Source organism: Sphingomonas sp. JC676 (assembly GCF_014489075.1).
Lineage (GTDB): Bacteria > Pseudomonadota > Alphaproteobacteria > Sphingomonadales > Sphingomonadaceae > Sphingomonas.
Map to the genome: position 1 here is coordinate 737,873 of NZ_JACTGR010000002.1, position 21,092 is coordinate 758,964.

The 21,092-nt window shown below is 64.8% G+C and carries 17 protein-coding genes; 9 read left to right on the forward strand and 8 right to left on the reverse strand.

Going from position 1 to position 21,092, the window contains the following annotated elements; translation table 11 throughout:
- Positions 1–54 precede the first annotated feature (54 nt).
- From IAG41_RS10270 to IAG41_RS10280, 3 genes are read left to right on the forward strand one after another with little or no spacing between them, the layout of a single operon-like run.
- On the forward strand, positions 55–1,005 hold the full coding sequence (locus tag IAG41_RS10270) for a glucokinase (RefSeq protein ID WP_187728502.1): 951 nt from the start codon (positions 55–57) through the stop codon (positions 1,003–1,005).
- Positions 1,006–1,051: 46 nt separating this feature from the next.
- A complete protein-coding gene (locus IAG41_RS10275; protein ID WP_187728503.1) occupies positions 1,052–1,531 on the forward strand; it encodes a pyridoxamine 5'-phosphate oxidase family protein in 480 nt (159 codons plus the stop codon).
- A gap of 49 nt (positions 1,532–1,580) precedes the next feature.
- Positions 1,581–1,949 (forward strand): YkvA family protein, encoded by a 369-nt coding sequence (locus tag IAG41_RS10280; protein ID WP_187728504.1) that lies wholly within the window; start codon positions 1,581–1,583, stop codon positions 1,947–1,949.
- A 70-nt stretch (positions 1,950–2,019) separates the two neighbouring features.
- Here IAG41_RS10280 and IAG41_RS10285 read toward each other — a convergent pair whose 3' ends face one another.
- Complete coding sequence (locus IAG41_RS10285; RefSeq protein ID WP_187728505.1) at positions 2,020–3,252, reverse strand: polyhydroxyalkanoate depolymerase; 1,233 nt, start codon at positions 3,250–3,252, stop codon at positions 2,020–2,022.
- A 204-nt stretch (positions 3,253–3,456) separates the two neighbouring features.
- Here IAG41_RS10285 and IAG41_RS10290 point away from each other — a divergent pair, with 204 nt between their 5' ends.
- From IAG41_RS10290 to IAG41_RS10300, 3 genes are all read left to right on the forward strand, one after another.
- Positions 3,457–5,235, forward strand: a complete 1,779-nt coding sequence (locus IAG41_RS10290) for an ABC transporter transmembrane domain-containing protein (protein WP_187728506.1) — start codon at positions 3,457–3,459, stop codon at positions 5,233–5,235.
- A gap of 19 nt (positions 5,236–5,254) precedes the next feature.
- Positions 5,255–6,520: a low temperature requirement protein A gene (locus tag IAG41_RS10295; RefSeq protein ID WP_222950611.1), complete on the forward strand. Its 1,266-nt coding sequence runs from the start codon at positions 5,255–5,257 to the stop codon at positions 6,518–6,520.
- A 200-nt stretch (positions 6,521–6,720) separates the two neighbouring features.
- Positions 6,721–7,881, forward strand: coding sequence for a saccharopine dehydrogenase family protein (locus IAG41_RS10300; protein WP_187728507.1), 1,161 nt, complete (start codon positions 6,721–6,723; stop codon positions 7,879–7,881).
- Between the two features lie 12 nt (positions 7,882–7,893).
- Here the strand turns inward: IAG41_RS10300 and IAG41_RS10305 are convergent, their stop codons facing one another.
- Together IAG41_RS10305 and rnr are read right to left on the reverse strand one after the other, a co-directional pair.
- Complete coding sequence (locus IAG41_RS10305) at positions 7,894–8,214, reverse strand: hypothetical protein (protein WP_187728508.1); 321 nt, start codon at positions 8,212–8,214, stop codon at positions 7,894–7,896.
- Between the two features lie 21 nt (positions 8,215–8,235).
- Positions 8,236–10,515 carry a ribonuclease R gene (gene rnr, locus IAG41_RS10310; RefSeq protein WP_187728509.1) on the reverse strand — a complete coding sequence of 760 codons (2,280 nt, stop codon included), beginning with the start codon at positions 10,513–10,515 and terminating at the stop codon, positions 8,236–8,238.
- Between the two features lie 83 nt (positions 10,516–10,598).
- Here rnr and glpD point away from each other — a divergent pair, with 83 nt between their 5' ends.
- Positions 10,599–12,050, forward strand: a complete 1,452-nt coding sequence (gene glpD / locus IAG41_RS10315; RefSeq protein ID WP_187728510.1) for a glycerol-3-phosphate dehydrogenase — start codon at positions 10,599–10,601, stop codon at positions 12,048–12,050.
- 57 nt (positions 12,051–12,107) lie between these two features.
- On the opposite strand, the gene IAG41_RS10320 is transcribed toward glpD, so the two are convergent.
- The 3 genes from IAG41_RS10320 to proS form a co-directional block, all read right to left on the reverse strand.
- Positions 12,108–12,740 (reverse strand): PEP-CTERM sorting domain-containing protein, encoded by a 633-nt coding sequence (locus tag IAG41_RS10320; protein WP_187728511.1) that lies wholly within the window; start codon positions 12,738–12,740, stop codon positions 12,108–12,110.
- Positions 12,741–13,127: 387 nt separating this feature from the next.
- The gene (locus tag IAG41_RS10325; RefSeq protein ID WP_222950612.1) at positions 13,128–13,745 is read right to left on the reverse strand and encodes a TIGR02466 family protein; all 618 of its coding nucleotides are present in this window, start codon (positions 13,743–13,745) and stop codon (positions 13,128–13,130) included.
- Positions 13,742–15,268, reverse strand: coding sequence for a proline--tRNA ligase (gene proS, locus IAG41_RS10330; protein ID WP_187728512.1), 1,527 nt, complete (start codon positions 15,266–15,268; stop codon positions 13,742–13,744). Before proS ends, IAG41_RS10325 begins: the two co-directional genes overlap by 4 nt.
- A gap of 139 nt (positions 15,269–15,407) precedes the next feature.
- Between proS and IAG41_RS10335 the strand changes: the two genes are divergently transcribed.
- Positions 15,408–16,391 carry a nodulation protein NodZ gene (locus IAG41_RS10335; protein ID WP_187728513.1) on the forward strand — a complete coding sequence of 328 codons (984 nt, stop codon included), beginning with the start codon at positions 15,408–15,410 and terminating at the stop codon, positions 16,389–16,391.
- Positions 16,392–16,425: 34 nt separating this feature from the next.
- On the opposite strand, the gene IAG41_RS10340 is transcribed toward IAG41_RS10335, so the two are convergent.
- A complete protein-coding gene (locus tag IAG41_RS10340) occupies positions 16,426–17,394 on the reverse strand; it encodes an NAD-dependent epimerase/dehydratase family protein (protein WP_187728514.1) in 969 nt (322 codons plus the stop codon).
- 259 nt (positions 17,395–17,653) lie between these two features.
- On the opposite strand from IAG41_RS10340, the gene IAG41_RS10345 reads away from it, so the two are divergent.
- On the forward strand, positions 17,654–18,706 hold the full coding sequence (locus tag IAG41_RS10345) for an acyltransferase family protein (protein WP_187728515.1): 1,053 nt from the start codon (positions 17,654–17,656) through the stop codon (positions 18,704–18,706).
- 10 nt (positions 18,707–18,716) lie between these two features.
- Here the strand turns inward: IAG41_RS10345 and IAG41_RS10350 are convergent, their stop codons facing one another.
- Positions 18,717–21,071, reverse strand: a complete 2,355-nt coding sequence (locus tag IAG41_RS10350) for a hypothetical protein (RefSeq protein ID WP_187728516.1) — start codon at positions 21,069–21,071, stop codon at positions 18,717–18,719.
- Positions 21,072–21,092 lie beyond the last annotated feature (21 nt).

Below are 21,092 nucleotides of genomic sequence, written 5' to 3' on the forward strand. Positions count from 1 at the left end.
TAGCGATAACAGCGACGGAGCTTCCACAGGGAGCCAATTCGAGGGGGTGCGCGCATGGGCCAGGATCTGGCGCTGGTGGCCGATATCGGCCGCCAATCGGTACGATTTGGCTTGACCGGCGGCGAGGCCGGACTGGCCCCGCGCGACGTGCGCAAGTTCATGACCGCTGAGCATCCGACCTTCACCAGCGCGCTCGTCGCCTATCTGGGCGGCCTTGGCCTTCAGGACGCGCGCCTGCCGAGTGTGCTCGCCGTCGCCGGCGCCGCCCGGGGCGACCTGATCAACCTGACCGGCAGCCGCTGGTACATTTCGCTCTCCGGCGTCGAGGCGGTGCTGCGCGTGCGGCCCCGCGCGCTCAACGAATGCGCCGCCAATGCGCTCGCGCTCACCATGCTGCCAGTTTCCGCCTTCGCCCAGCTCCACGGGCCCGCACCCCGCGCGGTCGCGCCCGGCGGCAATTATGTGGTGATCGGCAGTGGCACCGGGCTGGGAGTTGCGGCTCTCGTCTCCGCCGGCGACAAGCTCGTGCCGGTCCAGAGCGAAGCCGGGCACATGGCCTTCGCGCCGACCACGCCCGACGAGAAGGCTTTCGCCCAATATTGCACCGCCAAGGGTATCCAGCTCGATGTCGAAGTGCTGCTGAGCGCGCCCGGGCTGCTCCTCGCCTATGAGGCGCTGTCGGGCGGCAAAAAACTCGCCAAGCCCGAGGATGTGACTCGCGGTGTCGGCCGCGATCCCGTCTGCACCGCAGTCGTCCGCATGTTCGTCGAGCATCTGGGAGCCTTTGCCGGCGATCTGGTGCTGGCGTTCGGCGCCTGGGACGGCGTGTTCCTGGGCGGCGCGATCGGGCGTGCGCTTCAGCCCCAGCTCGTCGATCAAGGCTTCCGTCGCCGCATGCTGGACAAGGCCGCATTCCGCCGCCAGCTCGGCGAGGTACCGGTCGCGCTGATCAACCGCAACGACCTGGAATTGCTCGGCGCGGCCGCCGCGCACGGGAACGCCTGACGACGATGGCTCGTTATCCCGGCACATCCAATCCCGGGAGCAGCACATGGCCGACATCGCCGAACTCAAGAAGCATCTCTGGTCGAAACTCTCGGCCAGCCCGTTCCTGATGATCGGGCTCGAGGGCGGTGAGCATAGCGTGCCGCTCACCGCGCAGCTCGACGAGGATCAGGTCGACGCCCTGTTCTTCTTCATCGGCAAGGACAATCGCCTCGCCAAGGGTGGCATGGCGATGGCGCAGTTCGTGGCGAAGGGTCACGATTATTTCGCCTGCCTCTCCGGCACCGCGAAAATCGACAATGATTTCGGGACGATCGACAAGCTCTGGAACAAGCAGGTCGAGGCCTGGTTTCCGGGCGGCAAGGACGATCCCAATCTGGCGCTGCTGCGCTTCGACATCGACAGCGCAGAGCTCTGGGAAACCGATATGAGCCTCTCCGGCAAGGTGAAGATGCTGTTCGGCGGCAAGGTCCGTTCGGACGAATCCGGCAGCCATGCCTTGGTCGGAACCACCGCTGAGTCCTGACCATTCTTGCCATTGACCCGAAGGCACGGTCGCGCGATCCCTCTGCGCTATGGGGCCTTCGCTAGCACACCGGATCCGCACCGAAGCGCACGCCGTCTGGCTCGCGGTGCGCGATCCGCGGACGCCGCTCGCGGCCAAGCTGGTCGGGCTTTTCGTCGCCGCCTACGCGCTCTCGCCCATAGACCTGATCCCGGATTTCATCCCCGTGCTCGGGCTGGTCGACGATGCGATCCTGATCCCGCTCGGCGTCTGGCTGTTCGAACGGCTGATTCCCGCCGATCAGTTCGCCGAGCATCGCGCCCGCGCGGCCGAGGAGACCAAGCGACCGGTCAGCTGGGGCGGCGTGCTGATCGTGCTGACGATCTGGGGCCTGGCCGCGATACTGATATGGACCGCGCTGACGACCGCGTACGATTGAGGCGCGTTCATCGAGCATACCCGTCACCCCGGCCGAAGAGCTGGGGTGACGGACGATTTAGTGCGTCAGGTCACCCGCTGTGTGCGGCGATCCACTGCTCCACCACCGGCGCGATGCGCGTGCGCCACTTGGATCCGTTGAAGATGCCGTAATGGCCCACGCCTTCGGCGAGGTGATATTGCTTCATCGCCTCAGGCAGCTTGTCGGAAATGGTCAGCGCCGCCTTGGTCTGCCCGATGCCAGAGATGTCGTCGCGCTCGCCCTCGATCGCGAGGATCGCGATGTCGGTGATCGCCGACGGATCAACCAGCCGGCCGCGATGCATCATCTCACGCTTGGGCAGCGCATGCGCCTGGAACACGGTGGTGATCGTCTGGAGATAGAATTCGGCGGTCATGTCGCAGACCGAGCGATATTCCTCGTAGAACGACATCGTCGCCTCAGCGCTGTCGTCGTCGCCCTGGACGAGGTGCTTGAACATCTCCCAGTGCGAAATCATGTGGCTACCGAGATTCATCGTCATGAAGCCGGCGAGCTGCAGGAAGCCCGGATAGACTTTCCGCCCCGCGCCGGCATAGGTCACGGGGATCGTCGCGATCACGTTCTGCTCGAACCACGAATGCGGGCGCTCGGTCGCCAGCGTGTTGACTGCGGTCGGCGCCTCGCGCGTGTCGATCGGTCCGCCCATCATGGTCAGGGTCGCGGGGCGATTGGGATGCTTGTCGGCGCTCATCAGCGCGGCAGCGGCATAGCAGGGCACCGAGGGCTGGCACACCGCCAGCATGTGCGGCCTGGGATCGCCTTCCGCGCCGATATGCGCGAGGAACTCGACCAGATAATCGATATAATCGTCCAGATCGAAACGACCGTCGGATAGCGGCGCCTGCTTAGCGTCCCGCCAGTCGGTGATGTAGACATCGGCGACGGGCAGCATCCGCTCGACCGTGCCGCGCAGCAGCGTGGCATAATGGCCGGACATCGGCGCGACGATCAGCAGCTTGGGGCCGCCCTCCACGCCGCTGCGCACGAAGCGCTTGAGCTGGCCGAAGGGTTTCCGGAGCACGATCTCTTCGTGGACGTCGACTTGTTTGCCATCGATCTCGGTATGATCGAGTCCGAAATGGGGCTTGCCGCGCGGGGCAGAGGCGTGCGCGAACACTTCCAGTGCGGACGCGACGATCGGTCCACCGCCAAAATAGGAAAACGGGTTTGCAGGGTTGTTGAGCAGCCCGGCACTGAAATTGGCCATCGCGCTGGCACCGGCCAGCATCGATCGCTGGATCTCATAGGCGTCGTAGAGCATTACGTCCCTTCCGTTCGCCCCTCTGTGAACGGCGGGGGTACCGGTTACCTATATAGACGGCGTGGTTGTGCGCTGCAACGCCGTAGCATTGCGGAAATGAGACAAACGGTATGGTTTCCCGGCCCGCGAACCATGTCAGACCCCGTGTCCGAGGCAGCATCACGGCCATTGCCGCCTCGGGAGACAGGCCCTAAGCCGCGCTCCATGGCCGAAACGACCCCGCCTGCCCCGCCCAAGCGCAAGCTTTCCAGCCTGCTTGTCGTCTGGAGCTTCACGCGCCGCTATCCGCTGCAGCTCACCATCGCCACGCTGGCGCTGCTCGCTTCGTCGATTGCCACGCTGTGGATCCCGCGCACCTTCAAGCAGATCGTCGATAATGGCTTCGCGGCGAGCGCCGACACCAGCCGGATCGGCGTCTATTTCGAGGGATTGCTGCTGGTCGTCGCGATCCTGTCGCTAGCGACGGCGGTTCGATTCTTCTTCGTCTCCTGGGTCGCCGAACGCACCGTCGCGGACCTGCGCACTGCGGTGCACCGCAACCTGCTGCGCCTGCCGCCCAAATGGTTCGAGGAAAATCGCCCGTCCGAGATCGCCTCGCGCCTGACATCGGACACCGCGATCATCGAGCAGGTCGTCGGCTCCACCGTCTCGATCGCGCTGCGCAATTTCCTCACCGGCGTCGGCGGCATCATCTATCTGTTCACGCTGGCGCCCAAGATTGCCGCCTTCCTGATCGTCGGCATCCCGCTCGTAGTGCTGCCGATCGTCTGGCTCGGCGGGCGCGTCCGCCAGCTCTCGCGCTCCAGCCAGGATCGCGTCGCCGATATCGGCGCGCTCGCCGCCGAAACACTGGGTGCGATGCGCATCGTCCAGGCGTTCGGCCAGGAGAAGCGCGAGGCGCAGCGTTTCCAGGACGCCGTCGCCCTCAGCTTTGCCGCCGCGCAGAAGCGCTTTGCCCTTCGCGCCGTAATGACGGCACTGGTGATCGGCCTGCTCTTCACCGCAATCACGCTGATCATGTGGGACGCGGTGTCAGGCGTCGCCGCTGGCCGCATCACGGGCGGATCGATCACCGCGTTCGTCATTACCGCAGGCCTCGTCACTGGCTCGTTCGGTGCGCTGACCGAAGTCTATGGCGACCTGCTCCGTGCCTCGGGCGCCGCCAGCCGCCTCGCCGAGCTGCTTGCCGAGCAGCCTGATATCGCGCCGCCGGCCAATCCTGCGCCGCTGCCCGAGCCGGCGCAAGGCGCCATCACTTTCGACAACGTCACGTTCCGCTATCCCACGCGCCCCGAAGTCTCGGCACTCACCAACTTCTCGCTCGACGTGCAGCCGGGCGAGACCGTCGCGGTGGTCGGCCCCTCGGGCGCCGGCAAGTCGACCCTGTTCCAGCTCCTCCAGCGCTTCTACGATCCCGAGGGCGGCGAGCTCCGCATTGACGGCGTGCCGCTGCCCGATGCCGATCCTGCCGATATTCGCGCCCGCATGGCGATGGTGCCGCAGGAAACGGTGATCTTCGCCGCCTCGGCGCGAGACAATCTGCGCTACGGTGCCTGGGACGCATCGGACGAGGCGCTATGGGCCGCTGCCGACGCCGCCAACGCCACCGATTTCCTCCGTGAGCTGCCCCAGGGCCTCGACACCTTCCTGGGCGAGGGTGGCGCGCGCCTCTCGGGCGGCCAGCGCCAGCGCCTCGCCATCGCCCGCGCGCTGCTGCGCGACGCGCCGATCCTGCTGCTCGACGAGGCCACCTCGGCGCTCGATGCGGAGAGCGAGCGCCTCGTCCAGGATGCGCTGGAGCGGCTGATGCAGCACCGCACCACATTGGTCATCGCGCACCGTCTCGCCACCGTCCGCGCCGCAGGCCGGATCATCGTGATGGACGAGGGCCGCATCGTCGAAACCGGCACGCACGCTGAGCTAGTGGCGAAGGGCGGCCTCTACGCGCGCCTCGCCGCGCTCCAGTTCAACGAGGCGGCATAGAAGCATAAAAGGAGCGAGCATGACGGGGGCGTCAGAGGGAAACGGGCTGCACCACCATCTTCGCCGCATGACTGGGCGGGACCCGTATGAGGAGCATCGCGTCGCGACGCCGCTCGAGCTCCTCTTCGACCTCACCTTCGTCATCAGCTTCGGGGTTGCGGCGTCCCAGCTCGCCCACGCACTTTCTGAAGGACATCTCGGGACGGGTCTTCTCGGCTTCGGCATTGCCGGCTTCGCGATCTGCTGGGCCTGGACCAACTTCTCCTGGTTCTCGTCGGCCTATGACACCGACGACTGGCTGTTCCGCGTCGTCACCATGGTGCAGATGAGCGGCGTGCTGGTGCTGGGGCTCGGCTTGCCGCGCATGTTCGCCTCGATCGAGCACGGTGCGCATCTCGATGCGGGCATGATGGTCGCCGGTTATGTCATCATGCGCTTGGCGATGGTCTTCCAGTGGCTGCGCGCCGCCTGGCAGGATCCGGCGCGGCGCGAGGCAACCTGGATCTACGCGATCATCGTCTCGGCGGTGCAGATTGGATGGGTCGCGCTCGTCGCCTTGGCGCCGCCGTTCGGCGTGGCGCTCGCGCTGTACGTGTTGCTCGGGCTGGGGGAGGTCGCCGCCCCGATGCTTGCCGAGCGCCGGACCGGAACGCCCTGGCACGCCCATCATATCGCAGAGCGCTACAGCCTGTTCGCGATCATCGCGCTCGGCGAAGGGATCGTCGGCACCGTGGCCGCCCTGTCTGCCGTGGTCGCGGACCAAGGCTGGACGCTCGACGCCGCGCTCGCCTGCATCGCCGGCATGGGGCTCACGTTCGGCATGTGGTGGGTCTATTACATGCTGCCCTCGGCGGAGATCCTGCACCACCACCGCAACCGAGCCTTCCCCTGGGCCTATGGCCAGCTGGCGATCATCACGGCCATCGTCGCGACCGGCGCGGGCCTTCACGTCGCGGCCTACTTCATCGAGCACAAGGCGCATATTGGCGCGTTGGCGACGATCCTGTGCGTTGCGCTGCCGGTCGGCATCTTCCTGGCCGTTGTCTACGCGCTCTACGCTTATTTGGTCCGTCGCTTCGACCCGTTCCACTTCTGGCTACTGCTGGCGACGATGGCCGTGATCATCCTCGCCGTCGTTGCCGCGGCAAACGGCGTGGGCATGACGACCTGCCTCCTGATCGTGACGCTCGCGCCTCTGGTGACCGTTATCGGCTACGAATTGCTCGGGCACCGCCACAAGCAAGAAGTGCTTGCCGAACAGGCGGTAGAGGATCCCAAGAGCTAGGCACCGGATAAGGCCGTCCAGCTCGACGTCTCAGCTTCCAATGTAGGATTTGCCCTGCTTCAATGCGCAGATGGCTACCTCGCGACCCTATACTCCCGCGCACTCCGAAGATCGGGTATGCTCTGGAACCTTCTTCATTGGTGGCGTGACTTTCGTCACCTTTGGAATAAGAGGTACGGCAGGAGCAGGAGAATCGCGAAATGGCTGAGTTCGACATCATCGTCTATGGCGCCACCGGGTTCACCGGCCGTCTGGTCGCCGAATATCTCGCCGCCCATTATTCCGATGTGAAATGGGCGATGGCCGGCCGCTCGCTGACCAAGCTCCAACAGGTCCGAGACGAGATCGGCGCCCCCGCCGCCACGCCGTTGCTCACCGCCAATGCCGACGATCCCGCCGCCCTGAAGGCGATGGTCGCCCGTGCCACGGTCGTCATCTCCACAGTCGGCCCCTATCAGCTCTATGGCGAGGCGTTGCTGGCGGCCTGTGCCGAGACCGGCACCGCCTATGTCGACCTGTGCGGCGAGCCCGCCTGGATGGCACAGATGATCCGCAAATATGAGGCGACCGCCAAGGCCAACGGCGCCCGCATCGTCTTCTCCTGCGGCTTCGATTCGATCCCCTTCGATCTTGGCGTATGGGCGGTCGAGGAGGAAGCGAGGAAGCGCTTCGGCAAGCCTGCGCCCCGCGTGAAGGGCCGCGTCCGTGCGATGAAGGGCACCTTCTCGGGCGGCACCTTCGCCAGCGGCAAGGCCTCGATGGCCGCGGCAGCCAAGGACCCGTCGATCCTCAAGCTGATGATCGATCCCTTCGCGCTCACCCCGGGTTTCGATGGCCCCCATCAGCCCAACGGCATGGTCCCGCACCATGACGAGGCGGTGGACGCCTGGGTCGCGCCCTTCATGATGGCGGTGATCAACACCAAGAATGTCCACCGCACCAATTTCCTGGCGGGCCAGCCTTACGGCGCCGAGTTCCAGTATGACGAGATGCTTGTCGTCCCCGGCCTGGGCGAGATCGGCAAGGCCGCGGCCGAGGCGATCGCCAAATTCAATCCGATGGCTGGCGACAAGGGCCCCGCGCCCGGCGAAGGCCCGAGCAAGGAAGAGCGCGAAACCGGCCATTACGACATCGCCTTCATCGCCGAGATGCCCGGCGAGCGTGTCACCGTCAGCGTCAAGGGTGACAAGGATCCCGGCTATGGCTCGACCTGCAAGATGATCACGGAAAGCGCCCTCTGCCTGCTGCGCGACGTACCGACCGAGGGCAAGGGTGGCATCTGGACGCCCGGCGCGTTGATGGCCGAGCCGCTCAAGAAACGGCTCGAGGCGAATGCGGGGCTGACCTTCACGGTCGAATGACGCACGGCGTCATCACCGATAAAATAGCGCCCACGCCCAGACGAGGACGAGCAACACGGTCGCGATGATCGGCAGAATGCGCCGGCCGCGGCGTTTCTTCGCAGCCTGATGGACGTCGAGGTCGAACCAGTAATGGCCGGGCACCTGCTGGCGGATGACGCCATCGGCACGGAGCTGGTCGAACTGGCGCAACTCGTCGGGCGTTTGCGGCGCGAACTCGATCGCCTTGTCCGGCTCGAATGCCTGCAGCGCGAAGAAATGGTCGGCGATACGCCGCCGTGCTCGCGCGGCGGAGGCCGCCGAGATCGGAACGACTTTGGTTTCCTCTGCCATCTGTCGATCGCCGCTTCCGCCTTAGCGCTTCCGGCCCTGGTGGCGGATGTTCGCCGGGCGGCCACGATGCTTGATGACGCGCTTGGGCCCGCTTTTGCCGCGGCGCTCATCGCCTCCGCCCGCCGAACCTTTGCCGTCGGGCAGTTCATAGCGCAGCGCGCCCGAGATCGGGTTCGCCTCGACGAGCCGCAGCGGCAGCCTTTGGCCCAATGAGAATGCCTGGCCGCTATCCTCGCCGATCAGCTTGTGGCTGGTCTCGTCATAGCGGAAATATTCGGTGCCCAGATCGCGTACCGGAACCAGCCCGTCGCCGCCAATGCCTTCGATCGTCGCAAAGAAGCCGAAATTCTGGACGCCGGTAATCCGCGCTTCCATCACCTCGCCGACATGGTTGGCGAGATAGGCGGCGACATAGCGATCGATCGTCTCGCGCTCGGCCTCCATCGCGCGGCGTTCGAGCTGGCTGATGCTCTCGCCGATCCGCTCCATCGATCCCGCCTCTTCGGGGGTGAGCCCGCCAGGTCCGAGCTTATAGGCTTCGACCAGCGAGCGGTGGACGATCAGGTCCGAATAACGCCGGATCGGCGAGGTGAAGTGCGCATAGCTGCCCAGCGACAGCCCGAAATGGCCCGCATTCTGCGGCCCGTAATAGGCCTGGGTCTGCGTCCGCAGCACCTGCGTCATCACCTCGGCGCGGAACTCGGCCTCGGCGATCTTGCCGAGGATGTGGTTGAAGGTCGCCGGGCGGATCACCTGGCCCAGCGCGAGTTCGAGGTCGAAGGTCTTGAGGTAATCCTTGAGCGCGACCAGTTTCTCGCGGCTCGGCGGCTCGTGGATGCGGTACATGACGGGGGCCTTCTTGGCCTCCAGCGCCTTGGCCGCGGCGACGTTCGCCGCGATCATGTAATCCTCGATCAGCTTGTGCGCATCGAGCCGCTCGCGCGGCGCGACCGAGAGGATGCGCCCCATCTCGTCGAGCATGATCCGCCGCTCGGGCAGGTCGAGATCGAGCGGCTCGCGCTTCTCGCGCGCCTTGTTGAGCGCCTTCCAGCAGTCCCAGAGCGGCTTGAGCGCAGCTTCGATCGCGGCATGCCGCTCCGTCCCCGGACGCAGCGTTTCGTCGAGCATCGGACGCTCCGAACCCGGCCCGTCGATGATCGTCTGCGCGTCCTCATAGGCAATGTTCGCCGCGATGCTCACCACCGCGCGCGTGAAGCGCCAGTTCTTGAGCTCGCCATTCTTGCCCACCTGCAGATGGCAGGCGAGCGCCGCGCGGTCCTCGCCTTCCTTAAGCGAGCAGACTTCCGCCGAGAGAATCTCCGGCAGCATCGGCACTACGCGATCGGGGAAATAGACCGAATTGCCACGCTTGCGTGCCTCGCGGTCGATGATCGAACCGGGGCGGACGTAGAAAGAGACATCGGCGATCGCGACAACGGCCTTCCAGCCGCCTTCGTTCTTGGGATCGTCGTCGGGCGTGGCCCAGACGGCATCGTCATGGTCGCGCGCGTCCGAGGGGTCGATCGCGACGATCGGCAGATGCCGCAGATCCTCGCGCTTGCCGAGATCCAGCCTGGAGACGCGCTCGGCCTCCTGAATCAGTTCGTCGGAGAAGACGTCGGGAATCGAATGGCGGTGGATTGCGATCAGCGAGAAGCTACGCGGCGCGAAGGGATCGCCCAATCGCTCGGTGACCCGCGCAAAAATCCGCGGCGGCCGCCCGGCCTTTTCGGCGAGTACCAGGTCGCCCGGCTCGGCGCCGGCGCGGTCCGAGATCGGATAGCTGTGGCGCTCCTTCTTCTCGACGCCCTGGAGATAGAGCCGCCCGCCCTCCTCGCGCACCACGCCGAGCATCTGCTCCTCGCCGCGCGCGAGCTTCTTCATCGGATGCGCGATCCAGCCGTTGCCGGCCTCCTCGGTGCGGGCGAGAATGCGGTCGCCCGGCCCCAGCGCATCGCGCTTGCCGCGTTCGCGGACGCGCAGGCGCGGTACCGGAATACCCTCCGCCTCCCAGCGCTCGGGCACGGCCCAGACGGTGTCGCCGTCCGCGTCGGTGACGCGCAGCACGGTGACCTTGGGCAGTCCACCCATCTTGTGGAAGGCGCGACCCGGGGCGCTGTCGATCAGCCCCTCGTCGCTCATATCCTTGAGCAGCGATTTGAGGGCGATCTTGTCCTGCGCGTGCAGCCCGAACGCCTTGGCGATCTCGCGCTTGCCCGCCGGAGTCTCTGAATTTGAAATGAAATCTAGGATTTGCTGCCGCGTGGGCAGCCCGGCCGTTTTGGTTTTTGGTTTTGTCATTGGCTTCGAAGATAGGGATTATCTGCGGAGACGTCACCCCATTGGCTGGACTTGGCCGCCTCGCATGCCCAATCTGAGCATCAATGACCTATGACCTGCTGATCGTCGGTGGTGGCATCAACGGCTGTGCGATCGCGCGCGAGGCCTCGCTGAACGGTCTCAAGGCGCTACTGGTCGAGAAGGACGATCTCGCCAGTCACACCTCCTCGGCTTCGACCAAGCTCATCCATGGCGGCCTGCGCTATCTTGAAACCTATGAGTTCCGCCTGGTGCGCGAGGCACTGCACGAACGCGAACGCCTGTTGCTGGCCGCGCCGCACCTGATCCGCCCGATGACCTTCGTCCTGCCGCACGCGCATTCGGTGCGCCCATGGTGGATGGTGCGCCTGGGCCTGCATCTCTACGATCTGCTCTCGGGAAAATCCTCGCTCCCCCGTTCGCGCAGCCTCCGCAGGCAGGACACCGCCTTCACCGATCCGCTCAAGGCCGATCATTCGGGGTTCGTCTATTCGGACGCCTGGGTCGACGACGCCCGGCTGACGCTGGCCAACGCGGTCGACGCGGCGGCGCACGACGCGGAAATCGCAACGCGAACCGAATTGCTCTCGGCACGCCGCGAAGGAGAAATATGGCGCGCCGAACTGTCGGACGGCCGCACCGTCGAGGCGCGTGGGCTCGTCAATGCTGCCGGCCCCTGGGTGCGAACGCTACTCAATAGCCTGGATGTCACAAGCAATTCGCAGGTCCGGCTGGTCAAGGGCAGTCATATCGTCGTGCCGCGATTGTTCGAGGGCGACCATGCCTATATCCTCCAGCAGCCCGACCGTCGCATCGTCTTCGCGATCCCCTATGAGGGCGAATTCACCGAGATCGGCACTACGGATATTGCAGTTGACCGGCCCGAGGATGCGGTCTGCTCCGACGAGGAGCGGCAATATCTCTGCGATGCGGTGAACCGCTATTTCTCGCGCCAGGTGACGCCCGCGGACATCGTCTGGGACTGGTCCGGCGTCCGTCCGCTGCATGACGACGGCGCCACCGAGGCGCAGTCGGTGACGCGCGACTATTTCCTCGAACTCGATACGGACGGCGCCCCGCTGCTGTCGGTTTTCGGCGGCAAGATCACCACCGCGCGGGCGCTGGCCGAGGAGGCGCTGGAGGAGATTGGCCCGCTGCTGGGCATCGAGCCGCGTCCCAAGACCCGCGCCCGCGTCTTCCCCGGCGGCGCGATCGCCGGCTTTGACCATTATCTCGCCCAGGTTCGTGCCCGCTGGCCATTCCTGGGCGATGTCCGTTCGCGGCGCATGGCGCACGCCTATGGCGCGTCGCTCGGCGAGATGCTGCGCGACGTGCATGACGAAGCCGGGATGGGCGCCGATCTGGGCGCGGGTCTGACCGAGATCGAGGCCCGCTGGATGCGCGACCATGAATGGGCCCGCGCTGCAGAGGACGTGTTGTGGCGGCGGAGCAAGCTCGGGCTGCACGCTGCAGACGGAATGGCAGCGCGGGTCGATGCGGCGTTGTCTGCCGCCTAACCCGGACACGAAAACGCCGCCGGCGGTGAGGCCGGCGGCGTTTTCGTGCGTCGCTATTCAGGCGAAGCTGACCGAGGTCCGGATGCGGCGGCGGCGCATCATGCCACCTGCTGCACCCACGCCCAGGACCATCATCGCCCAGGTCGATGCTTCCGGCACGCCGCGGACGGCGAAGTTGGCGACTTCGAACGCATCCTGCGACGGGACGTTCGAGAAGCTGATCGACTTGATATATTCGCCGACGCCCAGCGCCTGGAACTGCACGTACTGCGAGAAGGACTGGTTGCCGTTGGTCACGGAGAAGCCCAGGCCCGAAGCGGTGAAGCTCGCGACATTGCCGAGCGACGAGGTGATCGTCAGCGCATTATACGTGTCCGGCGAGCCCCAGAGGAAGCTCACCCAACCGGTGCCCGGCGTGAACGTCAGCGTTGCGGTCGAACCCGAGGTCGGGCCGGCGGCTAGGAACGTGTTGCCATAGATGCCGCCTGCAGGAATGTCCGCAAAGGGCTGATCCGCCGTATAGATCGTGCCGCCCGAGAGCGTTGCGATCGATCCGCCGCCAAGGCCAGCCGCCGAAAGGCTGACGAACGGGTCGGCACCGCCGCCGAGCGAACCCGAGATCTGCGCCTGCGCACTGGTGGACGCGAGAAGCGCCGCGACCGATGCGGTCATCAAAGTGGTGATCTTCATGGTTTCCTCCCAAAAATCCGGGGGCACGAACCCACATCTGCTCCCAGTCCCGTCACGGCCTTTGTATCAATTTGTCGCAACGTCGAAATATGCCGATTCATGCATGTACCAAGTTGAGACGATAACCAGATCCCGCCGCTGGCAGCAAAATCGAGACCTACCCAACCGATGTTTGCGACCTCAGGAAAGCCGACCAGCTTTTATCAATGGAATCAGAATAATCTGGCGGCATGCTCTTAAAGATAGTCCTGGCGTGGACTAGTCGCCCCCCAATATGAAAGGCATCGGTGATTAGGACCAACCAACGGCTATACGGCGATCCTCAATGAGAGCTTGTGCCGTAACGGGATCGCGATTCAGCCGAGATCGCGCCGGCACCCGGCCCGGCTACCAGCGATAGTTGAAGCTCACGCTGATCCGCTTGCCCTTGCCGTTGCCCGGCGGAACCTCGTGCCGCATCCAGCTTTCCCAGAGCAGCACCGTCCCCGGCTCTGGCGACACTTCGACGAAGCTGCGCAGCATCTCGGGCGCGTCGGCATGGCGCGGCGGCGCCGCCATCATCATCGCCAGCCGCGGATCCTCGAGCCGCAACCCGCGCGAACCGGGCGGCAGCGCGATATAGACGGTGCCAGAAACGACGCTGTGCGGATGCAGATGCCCGCTATGCCCGCCCTTGCCGTCGAGCACGTTCGCCCAGAGGCTGTCGAGCTTGAGCTTCTTGCCCGCCAGATCGAAGCCGCACGCCTCGGCGAAGCGCGCGACATGCCTGTCGAGCAGTCGCTTGAGATCCGCGAATGCCGGATCGCGGATCGGCAGGTCGTTGAGCGAGGCATAGGAAGTATAGCCGCGATAGCCATGCTCCCTGGCCCAGCGCCGCCCTGCCCCGTCATCCTCGGCAAGCTGAAGGCATGATGCTTCGAGCTCCGCGACCAGCGCGTCGTCACCCAACGCTTCCTGATAGAGCAAAGAGGCGAACAGCGTCCGCACGGGCGCGGGCGTGCTCAATAGGCCCGCGCGATCAGGATGCGCTCGACCGCGGGCCTGCCGGTGAAGATGCACGCGCCCTCTGCCGCAGCCGCGCCCTCGGGCACGTTGCGGAAGGTGAGCTTGAGCGCCTTCAGCCGCTCGACCACCGCGTCCAGCTCGGCACCGGTCGGCTTGGCCCAATTGACTTCGACCCAGCCTGGCTTGTCGCCATCGAAAGCCTTCTCCAGCGCTGCAAAGTCGGTGACGTCGCGTCGGATATTGGCATCCATCCGCTCGCGCGCCTGGGCGTGCAGCGTCTGCTGGATGCTTTCCAGCACCGCCGTCGTCTCATCGACGAACTGTGCGCGCGGCAGGATCGCGCTGTCGAGCTTGCCGTCCTCGCGATAGAGCCGGTCGCGGCGGATCACCGAGACGTTTGCGCCGGCGACATCGCGGCCGCCCACCTCGACGATGATCGGCGCGCCCTTCTTCACCCAACCCCAGCGCTTGGTCGCGGCCTTGGCCGGCTTCAGGTCGAGCAGCGCCCGCACCGGCTCACCGAACACGCTGAAATGCGCCAGTTCCTGCTGCAGCGTCTTGCAATAGTCGACGATCTCCGAATCCTCCGGTTGGTCGCGCAGCATCGGCACGATCACGATTTGCCACGGCGCGACGCGCGGCGGCACGCGCAGCCCGTCATCGTCGCCATGCACCATGATTACGCCGCCGATCATGCGCGTGGAGACGCCCCAGCTCGTTGTCTGTGCCAGCTCCTGCTGGCCTTCCGAGTTCTGGAACTTAATGTTCTGCGCCTGGCTGAAGGTCGTGCCCAGGAAGTGCGAGGTGCCCGCCTGGAGCGCCTTGCCGTCCTGCATCATCGCTTCGATCGAATAGGTCGAGACCGCGCCCGGGAAGCGCTCATTTTCCGGCTTCTCGCCCGCGACCACCGGCATCGCCAGGCAATCTTCGGCGAAGCTGCGATAGACCTCCAGCATCTTGAGCGTCTCTTCGCGCGCTTCGGCCTCGCTGGCGTGCGCGGTATGCCCCTCCTGCCACAGGAACTCGCTGGTGCGCAGGAACATGCGGGTGCGCATCTCCCAGCGGACGACATTGGCCCATTGGTTGATGAGAACAGGCAGGTCGCGCCACGATTGCACCCAGCGCGAGAAGGCCGCGCCGATCACCGTCTCCGAAGTCGGCCGCACCACCAGCGGCTCTTCGAGCTTCGCCTCGGGATCGACCACCAGCTTGCCGTTCACCGATTTCAGCCGGTGATGCGTGACGACCGCCATTTCCTTGGCGAAGCCCTCCACATGCTCGGCTTCCTTCTCGAAATAGGAGAGCGGAATGAAGAGCGGGAAATAGCAATTCTCGTGCCCGGTCGCCTTGATGCGGTCGTCGAGCAGGCGCTGGATGCGCTCCCAGATGCCATATCCCCAGGGCCGTATCACCATGCATCCGCGCACGCCACTTTCCTCGGCCATATCGGCCTCGGAAATGACGGTTTGGTACCAGGCGGCGAAATCCGCTTCGCGGGTGACGTTAAGAGCGTGCTTGATCATGGTCGCGCCGATTAGCGACTAAGCCGCCCGACGGGAAGACCAAGGGCACATTGAGCCGCACCGCGCTTGCATTGTCACGATTTCCTCAGAAAGAGGGGTCTAGTCGTTCACACATACCGAACCTGTTCCGGAGCCTTTGATGCCTGACGCGAATCCCGATCTCTATTTCTGCGCCAAAGGCAAAGCGGGGCTCGGCAACCGGATGCTCGCGGCGATCACCGGTTGGCTCTATGCGGAACTGAGCGGCCGCATTTTCGTCCCCGACTGGTCCGACTTCACCTATTCGAACGACGGCACCAACGTCTTCCACCAGCTCTTCCAGTGCGAACGCAGCCTGTCCGCGCTTCCCGATCTCGCCGAAACCTCGGTCGCGCCGCCAGTCTGGGCCGGCCGGCTCGACAAGTCCGCCAACGATATGGTCACTGAGCTGGATAACGACGATCATGGCGGCGCGACTTTGTGGCGCAAATATTCGGTCGACCTGACCAGGCTCGATCATGCGGAGCGCTATGCGATGTTCTGGAGCTACACTCAGCACATACAGCTGCTGCGCAAGCATTTCACAGGCGCCTGGGCAGAATGGGCGAAGCTGTCCGACGACCAGGTAATCGCGCGCGTGCTCCAGCGCCACATCCTGCTGGCGCCGGGCATCCGCCGCCAGGTCGATGCGTTCAAGGCCGCTAACCTGCCCGGCGAAGTGATCGGCGTGCATGTGCGCTATATGGATCGCCGCACCTCGATCCACGATTTCCTCAAGCATCTCGACAAGTTGCACGCCAAGCGACCGGATGCGGCGATCTTCCTGGCGACCGACAACAAGGAAGCCGAGAATCTGATCCGCGGCCGATATCCGCGCGTTGTGACCACACCCAAATGGTTTCCCGAGGGCGGCATCTCGATGCACCAGAACCCGGAATGTCCCGATCGCACCAACAATGCGGTCGAGGCATTAATCGACATGTATCTGCTCGCCGAGTGCGACTATCTGATCTTCCCGGGCAGCTCGACCTTCTCCAAGATCGCCAGCCTGATCTCAAAGATGCCCCGCGCGAAGATGATCGATATCGAGCGCTATAATCCGCGCATCCGCCTCAAGAAGCTGATCAAGGCGATTCTGCAGTGAAGCCGCCAGGGCGCGAAGGCCCCGGCGCTAAAGATCAGGCCGCGTTGCGCAGCAATTGACGTTCAATCCATGCATAGGTGGGCTCCAGGCCCGCGCGCAGCGTGTTGCTCGGTGCCCAGCCCAGCCGCTCCTGGATCAACCGGTTGTCGGAATTGCGCCCGCGGACGCCGACCGGACCCGGGATATGGTTCTTGATGATGGTCTTGCCGCCGATATCGGCGACCATATCGACAAGCTGGTCGATGGAGACCATCTCGTCGGAGCCGATATTCACCGGACCGGTGAAGTCCGATCGCATCAGGCGCAGCACGCCCTCGACGCATTCGTCAACATAGAGGAACGAGCGCGTCTGCTTGCCGTCGCCCCAGATGTCGATCGTGCCGCCATGCGGCGTGGCTGCGACCTTGCGGCAGATGGCGGCGGGGGCCTTTTCGCGGCCGCCGTCCCAAGTGCCCTGCGGGCCGAAGATGTTGTGGAAGCGCGCGACACGGGCCTGCATGCCGTAGTTGCGACCATAGGTGAGATAGAGTCGCTCGGAGAACAGCTTTTCCCAGCCATATTCGCTGTCCGGCGCGGCAGGATAGGCCGAATCTTCGGCGCAATTGGGGTTGTCCGGATCCTCCTGATTGTATGCCGGATACATGCAGGCCGAGGACGAATAGAAGATGCGGCTGATGTTGCGCTTATAGGTCGCATCGAGGACGTTGAGATTGATCGTCGCCGAATTGTGCATGATGTCGGCGTCATTCTCGCCGGTGAAGATGAAGCCGGCGCCCCCCATGTCGGCCGCGAGCTGATAGACCTCGTCGAACTTGCGATCGACCACGCTGCGGGTGAAAGCCTGCTCGCGCAGATCGCCGACTACGAAGTCATCCGCCTCGGACTCGGCATATTCATGGAACTTCAGGTCGACGCCGCGAACCCAGAAGCCTTCACGCTTCAGCCGCTTGACAAGGTGGCCGCCGATAAAGCCGCCGGCACCGCAAACAAGAGCAGTCTTCATTTAACAACTCCAAAATTGAACCAGCTCGGCGAGCCCGCGCGGCAGAAAGCGCTTGCCGCGATACCGGACCGCGCGAACTATGTCGTCGCCCGAAAAAACGCGTGCGCCCTCTGCCTCGCTAGTGAAGCACCTGACGATGCAGTCAGTAGAGGTCAAGGCTTTACAAGTTATCAAAACCGAACGGGCGGGACATTGGTGGTCGCCGCGTGGGATGACAGACCCGGGAAGCTTCGATAGACCCCGTACGCGGGGGAATTGAATGCTCTACAATATCCAATCGCTGCGCGCGTTGGCCGCCCTAATGGTGGTGATGTTCCACTTTGGCGGCATCTGGACGGGGCTCGGCGTACCCCCGGGCACGGGCCCCTTCCTGACGGGCGGCGTCGACATCTTCTTTGTCGTCAGCGGTTTCATCATGGTCCACATGACTCGCCGAGGCCATACGACCCCGTGGCAGTTCTTGGTCAACCGGACCTGCCGGATCGTCCCACTCTATTGGTTCTTCACCCTGCTCGCCTTCGCTGCCGCGGCAGCGGCACCGCAATTTTTCAGGTCCACCCAGGCCGACTATGCCGAGCTGTGGAAATCACTGCTGTTCATCCCGTACATGAAGGGGAGCGGCAACATCCAGCCGGTGCTGTTCGTCGGCTGGACGCTCAATTACGAGATGTTCTTCTACCTGATATTCGCGATTTCGCTTACGATCCACTCCGCGATCACGCGGGTTTCGTTCACTGCCGGCATCCTGCTGCTGCTGATCGTGGCCGGCCTGCTGCTCACCCTGCCCAGCCCGGCATGGATCTTCTACACTAGGCCTCTGATCGCCGAATTCGCGCTGGGCATGCTGATCGCGACGATCCTCTACACGCGACCGTTGCAAGGCTGTCCGGCCGGCGTCGCCGCAGCCATCACCGCGTTCGGCGCGGGCCTGCTCGTGCTCACCCACGTCTTCTGGCCCGATGCCGAGCGTCTGTTCGTCGCGGGCTTCCCGGCCGCGCTGCTGGTACTGGGCGCCCTGTTGCTGGAAAAGTCGGGCTGGGCGATCAAGGCGCCGCTCGCCAAGCTGCTCGGCGACGCGAGCTACGCCATCTACCTATTGCACCCGTTCATGGCGCTCGGCATCGAGAAAGTTTCGCTGCGCCACATCCCCACGGGTGGGGGATCGGTGACGATCGCCGCGTTGATCGGGCTGCTGATCGGGTCGATAGTGCTGATCTCGGCAGCCGGGATCGTCACGCACTGGCTGATCGAGACGCCGCTGATTCGCGTGGCCCGGGCGCTGCTCGACCGCCGGCGCCCCGCACGCGCCTAGCCTCGCCGGTTCAGTTCCGCCGCGATCCCGTGATCGCGCCGACCGGCGAAGTGTGGTCCACCGGGTTACCGAAGGCGTCGAACGGGATCAGCGGGCGCATGCCGATCGCCTGCAGCCCGCTGCCCGGCGCATAGGCGAGCCCGTCCCAGCGCAAGATCACGGCGTCTGCCTTTCCGCCGGCGCCACGGGCCTTCCCAGTCAGGAAATGATTGCGCTGGATACGCAGTCCCTCGCGCGGCAGCTCGGGCGTGTCGGCGTCGAGCCGCGAGTAGAGATTGAACAGCTGCGCATGATTGCGATGCCCATGCCCTGGATTCTTGTTCCGGAAGCTCAGGCACATCGGCTGGCTAACGAACGTATTGTGCGCCAGGACGAAGTTGCGGTGCCCGTCCTGGAATTGTCCCATTTCGGCCTCGGTGCCGGTCTTGTGCAAAATCGACAATGCCATGGCCAGCCCGTGGAGTGTTTTGCCGCGGCCCACCGACGCGCCGTTCTGATTCGCGGTAAAAGGATCGAGCAAGGTTCCCGATCCGCTCGCCATGTCGAAGTCCCGCACCAGTCGATATTCCCCCGCCTCCGGCCCCGATGCGAGTCTCAGCACGTCGTCCGGAACCACGACGTTCGGGCGCGCGCCGCCGCTCAGGGTAAAGCGTGCGCCGTTGGTCGATATCGTCGTGCCCGGCTCGAGCTTTACCGCGGCCTGGATCAGGAACAGCTGGGCGGTGGGCGACGTAGCATGATAGCGGAAGATCGTCAGGTTCCGGATTCCGGTCTGATCAGGACGGACGACGCCCTGTTGCTGGCAGAAATCGGCATGCCAGATCATGAAGATCCGGACGCGATCGCTCGGCGATAATTGACGGCGCAAGTCTCCTTCCAGCACCACGACACCCGTCGTCGGATCCGCCGACACTACTTGAATCCAATCCTTGCCGGCCGAAAGCCCGCTGACGATCGTGGCCTTGCAGTCCGTCCGCCTGCCCGTCTTCAGGAGATCCCCGGGCGGTACGCGCACGATCGTTTGACCCGGCGGGCCTGCCTCGACGCCCTGAACGATCAGGTCCGGCGTCGAATGAAGGCGCAGGCGGAAGCTACGCTTCATCGAAACGAAGTAGCCATCGACGACGACGTCGTCATAGCCGGGGCCGCCCGCGAGACTGTCGGTCGACTCGCGCGCCGTGACGTTCCGGTAGAGCTTGGCGCCCTGGGTGGCGTAGTTCACCAGCAGGCATTCGCTGAGATAGATCGCGCCGACGCTATAGGGAAACGGATTGTTTACGGCATCGCGGAGCAGAACCGGCCCCACCGACGCGTTGTAGGCGACATCGAGATTGCGCGCGTCCCGCGGCCCATTCTCCCCCTCGGGATCAACCAGCCGGCAGCCGGAAAAGCCGATCACATAGCTCGGCACACGAGACTGCAGCGTCGGGACCTTGCCGAGATCAAGCGTGAGCCCCTGAAAATAGACCAGTCGCGCCATCACGATCCAGCGGGTCTCGGGCGAAAGCCGGGAACTGCGCGTGATCACCACATCTTCGGGCTTCAGCCCCTCCGCCGCGACGACCTCGATCATCCGCTTGTTGTTGGTCGGCCGCGTGTGCGGAACCATGTTGGCGTCTTCGACATATCGCCCCGCGCTCAGCAGGATCACCTTGCCGCCATCGCCGACGCCATCGGCGCTGAGCGCGTGGTAGATCGAGCGCCAGGGTGCGCGCTCGGTGCCCGCCGCGGCATCGTGGCCCCGCACCGGATCAACATAGCCGGCGCGCCGCCTGGCATCGAGCGAGCGGTCAACATTGATCACGAGCGGTATCTCGATCCTGCGCTCCAGCCCATGCTCTCCGCGCAGATAGCAATACAGAATCGCATCGCCCGCCGAGACGGCGCCTTCGCCCGGCCCGATCTCCACCGAAAATCCGACCGAACCTTGCGGCGCCATGGTGCCGTCGTGCATCCGCACCGGCGTCCGGTTGACGCTCCATTCGGTGACGGTGACGGTGTTCCCTTCCAGGAAGAATACGGCTTCCCTGAAATAGTTGATCTGATCGCTGCCGGCTGCCTGGGGCGGCAAGCCAAGCGCCGTGATCCGAATGCCTTCCCCATGCACCCACTGGCCGGGGATCGCCGAAAACCCGCCGGTGAAACGTTCGTCCGGAACCAGCGAACCGCTCGGCGTATTGCTTTGAAGGGGGGCAGTACCGCCGCTTCCCGCCGCGCCGTTCCAGCGACGGCCCGGGCGAAGCGTTCCGGGCCGTGCCTGCACCGGTCGATCGCTTGCAGGCGCCGAAGGCGCAGAGCAAGCGAAGGGCGCGAAGGGCAGCGCCAGTGCGGAACCGATGAAGCGGCGGCGAGTGCTCTTGGTCATTTCGACGCCTCATCAATAGAG